At 44.4% G+C, this 3,795-nt stretch carries 5 protein-coding genes; 1 reads left to right on the top strand and 4 read right to left on the bottom strand.

Translation table 11 applies throughout. The features are described from left to right. Positions 1-18: 18 nt before the first annotated feature. A complete protein-coding gene (locus tag Q0372_RS06040) occupies positions 19-141 on the top strand; it encodes a hypothetical protein (RefSeq protein ID WP_298103804.1) in 123 nt (40 codons plus the stop codon). Between the two features lie 380 nt (positions 142-521). On the opposite strand, the gene Q0372_RS06035 is transcribed toward Q0372_RS06040, so the two are convergent. The 4 genes from Q0372_RS06035 to Q0372_RS06020 form a co-directional block, all read right to left on the bottom strand. After that, entirely contained in the window at positions 522-1,208 is a 687-nt protein-coding gene (locus Q0372_RS06035; RefSeq protein WP_298103800.1) for a tetratricopeptide repeat protein, read from the bottom strand. A gap of 790 nt (positions 1,209-1,998) precedes the next feature. After that, positions 1,999-2,376: an EthD domain-containing protein gene (locus Q0372_RS06030; RefSeq protein WP_298103797.1), complete on the bottom strand. Its 378-nt coding sequence runs from the start codon at positions 2,374-2,376 to the stop codon at positions 1,999-2,001. Positions 2,377-2,835: 459 nt separating this feature from the next. Further along, positions 2,836-3,228 (bottom strand): Holliday junction resolvase RuvX, encoded by a 393-nt coding sequence (ruvX, locus tag Q0372_RS06025; RefSeq protein WP_298103795.1) that lies wholly within the window; start codon positions 3,226-3,228, stop codon positions 2,836-2,838. A 103-nt stretch (positions 3,229-3,331) separates the two neighbouring features. After that, a complete protein-coding gene (locus Q0372_RS06020) occupies positions 3,332-3,556 on the bottom strand; it encodes a hypothetical protein (protein WP_298103792.1) in 225 nt (74 codons plus the stop codon). Positions 3,557-3,795 lie beyond the last annotated feature (239 nt).

Genomic DNA, 3,795 nt, shown 5'->3' with positions numbered 1-3,795 from the left:
GCTGAGCGAGGAAAATAGATGAAAATCGGAATATTAGCCTTGCAAGGTGCCTTTGCAGAACATGCAAAAGTGCTAGAAAAGTTAGGTGTTGTTAGTGTCGAAATCAGAAATTTAGATGATTTTACTTACTTCGCAGATTGATTACCTCGTGCGATCTTCTTCGGATATTTTTGCCATATCAGCTGTGATTGCATAGCTACTCGCTAGTTTGCGCAATTTTTTCTCTTTCAACGATATATAATTTAGCACCATGATTATGATGAAATCCCTATATCGCGATGGATAAGTCTATGATAAGTTAAAATTCTGTCAATAAAATCCACAGCATAGATTAAATTCTAAACTTCTAAGATACTGAAATTTTAAAATCGCTATCTATCGCTATTATCGCAATATACGGAATTTCAGCAATAAAATTTAAAGACGAAATTCCACAGAATTCCATAAAATCCTATAAAGCTCCGCAAAATTTCTATATTAATTTCGATCTCGCCGTGTTATCATCTAGCTAGCCCTGTCATCTATTTAGTAGCATTAGCCTCGCTTGCATTTATTTTATTCATCGCAGCTACTACGTTGCAGCTAAACTCAGCTCCCAGCTTGCAGGCTTTGTCGTAGTAGATCATCGCCTTATCCAGATCCGGCTCTCCAAATTCCTTCTTTGAATACGCTAGCCCGACCCTCTGGCATCCCTCTGCCAAAGCAGCATCGCAAGATTTGAGGAAAAACTTAAGAGCGCCCTGATAGTCTTTTTCTTCGTAGCTAGCGACCGCAGCATTTAAGCAGCCCTCGCCTAGTCCCAAATCGCATGATTTGGCAAAAAATGCGAACGTATTTTTCTTATCCGCATTTTTATAAGAGATTATCGCGGCGTTGTAGCAAGCTTTGGCAGCTCCCAGCTCGCACGCTTTGGAATAAAACCGCGCGGACTTGCCCTTATCTTTTGTAGTTTTATATAAATTTTGCTCGTCGTAATATAAATCCCCCGCGATAGCACAGCTATTTTCTAGCCCCGCTTCACAAGCTTTTTCAAATGGCTTTTTTGCCGCCTCATAATCGCGCTCCTCAAGCAAATATGCTCCATAGTCTTCGCACGAATTAGCCCTACCGACGCCGCATCCGACAAACGAGACCCCTTGCGGGAAAAATATCTGCGCGAGCAAGTAGGCTGCTACGATTAGTGCGGCAATCGACGCTAAAATTTTCATTTTTGCTCCTTTTAAATTTTAAAAATAATTATAGCAAAAAACGAGGGGTAAAATTTTAATTTTTGATAATAGCTGTGAAATTTACGGCGAATTTTTGCAAAATTCCTATCAAAATCCCAAGCAAAATTTTTGAATAAAATTTTAAACGGAGCTTTGAGCGGAATTTTAAAAAGGCAAATTAAAATTTTACTTGCAAGATTATTTTTATGGCTGGCTTGCCTCAATTTTTACTCGCACCGTCTATGCGGCATCCACGGCGCCTGCAGTATTTATAATAGGACTAAAACGTATTTAATCCTTGAGGTCTTAAGCACCTGCAGCCTCTGCAATGGCGATTTATTAAAGCGGATTTCACGCGTAAAATATTTTTGTTGCATACGAAGCCCGCGATTAGCATCTTGCCGCGCCATAGAAAATTTTTGAAAATTTCGCATTGCTGCTTAGAAATTTTAAAAAAATTTACGCCGCCAGCCTTTAAGTTTTATCTTAGAAATCGGCTTACCTATGCCAAAATCGCAGGCATAATGCGTCTTTAGGCGTTTTGGCTCAATACCCAGGATTCTTAGATCGCACCACTTAGATATGTGAGTCTTAAAATAATTAAGGCCGCGCAGTATCTGTATCGCGCATGTAAATTTCATATATGTATGCTACACCCACACATCATCCATGAGCACCATATTTGCCGCAATTCCGCGCGCCATATCCAAAGCGTATCTGCTGCGAACGATAAATTTCCGCCTCTTATCGCCTGTGCGATCCATAAAATTTTATCATTTCGGCCTTACATTTACGCTTCCTTGGCACCGAATTCTATCACAGCCTCCTCCTCGCCGAACCACATCACGGAGTTTTCCATATCGCAAAACCTCGCCTCATCCGCCATCAGCTCCGTTAGCACCGCTCGCGCCGCCTCGCTATTTCGCGCATCCGCAAACGCCTGCACGCTCTCATACCATAGCTCGCCCATCGCGTCGTAGTTAAACGCCGCCGTCTCGCGCTTGGTACTCTGCCCCTCTGGAAAGACGGGCATGGTTTTTGCGTAGCGGACGATGTTTAGCACCTTTTGATTAGCCAAAACCTTTTGTGAATGCGCCGCCCAGTGTGCCACAAACTCCTGCTGCGTGATACCCGGCGCCTTTTTTACTAACATCGTGATCTTAAACATAACCGCTCCCTAAATGAAATTTATCCAAAATTTGCGCCCTATTCTATGATGCATCCGCGTTTTTACAATTTTACTTAGCATTCTTTGCGTCTAAATAGACCTTTAAAGAAACTTAAATAGTAGCCGTACGCGCGAACGCAGATCCCAAAATACATAAGCCTCACTACTTGAAGCTCAAACCACCGTCAATCTCACTCGGTTTAACCGCCTAAAGCGTCATTTACGGATGCTCCGAAATAAATTATACAGACTCTTTTTAGGCAAAGCAAAATTTCGCCAAGCTTTAACGGACGATGAAATTTTATCAATCTCTAACGAGCATAAAATTCCGTCCGTTTTAGGCGAGCGAGTAAAATTTCGCGGCCTTTCAAACGGCGACAAAATAGACAAACGGCAAAACAGACGAGTGGCAATTCTATCTTGCGCCGCCGCGCGCAAATTACATCACTACGCGCGTGCCTAGCCCCTGCTCGCCAAAAACCTCTGCAAAATTATCGTCGCGGCGATGCTATCAAAGCGCGGATCCTTGCCGCCGCCCTTAGCGCATTTACTCGCAAACTCCGCCGCTTCGGCGCTCGAAAAGCTCTCATCTTGAAATTTTATCTCGCCGTCAAAATCCAGCAGCGAGGCGAAGTGGCGTATGCGCCTGCTCATCTCCTCCTCGCTCGCCCCGCCGCGCGGCACGCCCAGCACTAGCACGCTGGCACCCTTTTCGTGCAGCAGTTCGCTTAGCTCGCGCGCGGCTTGGGTGCGGTTTTTGCGCAGGATCGGCTCGCACGGAAGCGGCGTCTTATCATCGGGTGCCGCCGCCACGCCGATACGTTTAAGCCCAAGATCGATCGCAACTATCAAATTTTATCCTTTGCTAATATCAAATTTTGCGGAATTTCGCCATTAAAATTCTATCGCCGAAATTCCGTGATCGGAATTTCATAGCTAAATTTCATCGCAGAATTTAGCTGCGGAATTTATGAAATTTATACGAAATTGACATAAATTTCACTCGCTCGCGCCGCTTGCGAGCTATTAAATTTAGCGTGCCACGAGCTTCAAATTTTAAAATTTCGATCGCCGCGCCGACTTGGTACATCCGCACTGAGTCCGCGCGAGCTGCATGTAAGCGACACCCAAACTCACGGCAGCCATAAATCCTGCCGTGCAGATACAGACGTGCAACCAACCCACCCCACGCAAAATCAAAATTTTAAAGCAAACCCACACTCACGCGGCGGAGCAGATACAAGTCCCTACGCTTTATAACTCGTAAAATTTTGCTGCTACGCTCAAAATTTTTCCTTGCGGCAAATTTAGCCTACCACACTCGCGCTGAAATCCGCAGCCAAATTTACCCGCAAAAATTTAGCACGATCTTTATTCGGTATTTCAATGCCTACGAGGTTTGTGCCCGCAATAGGTGCT

The sequence above is a fragment of the uncultured Campylobacter sp. genome (genome assembly GCF_937997405.1).
Classification (GTDB): domain Bacteria; phylum Campylobacterota; class Campylobacteria; order Campylobacterales; family Campylobacteraceae; genus Campylobacter_B.
The sequence above is the reverse complement of the archived record's forward strand: the minus strand, read 5'-3'. Positions and strand labels throughout refer to the sequence as shown.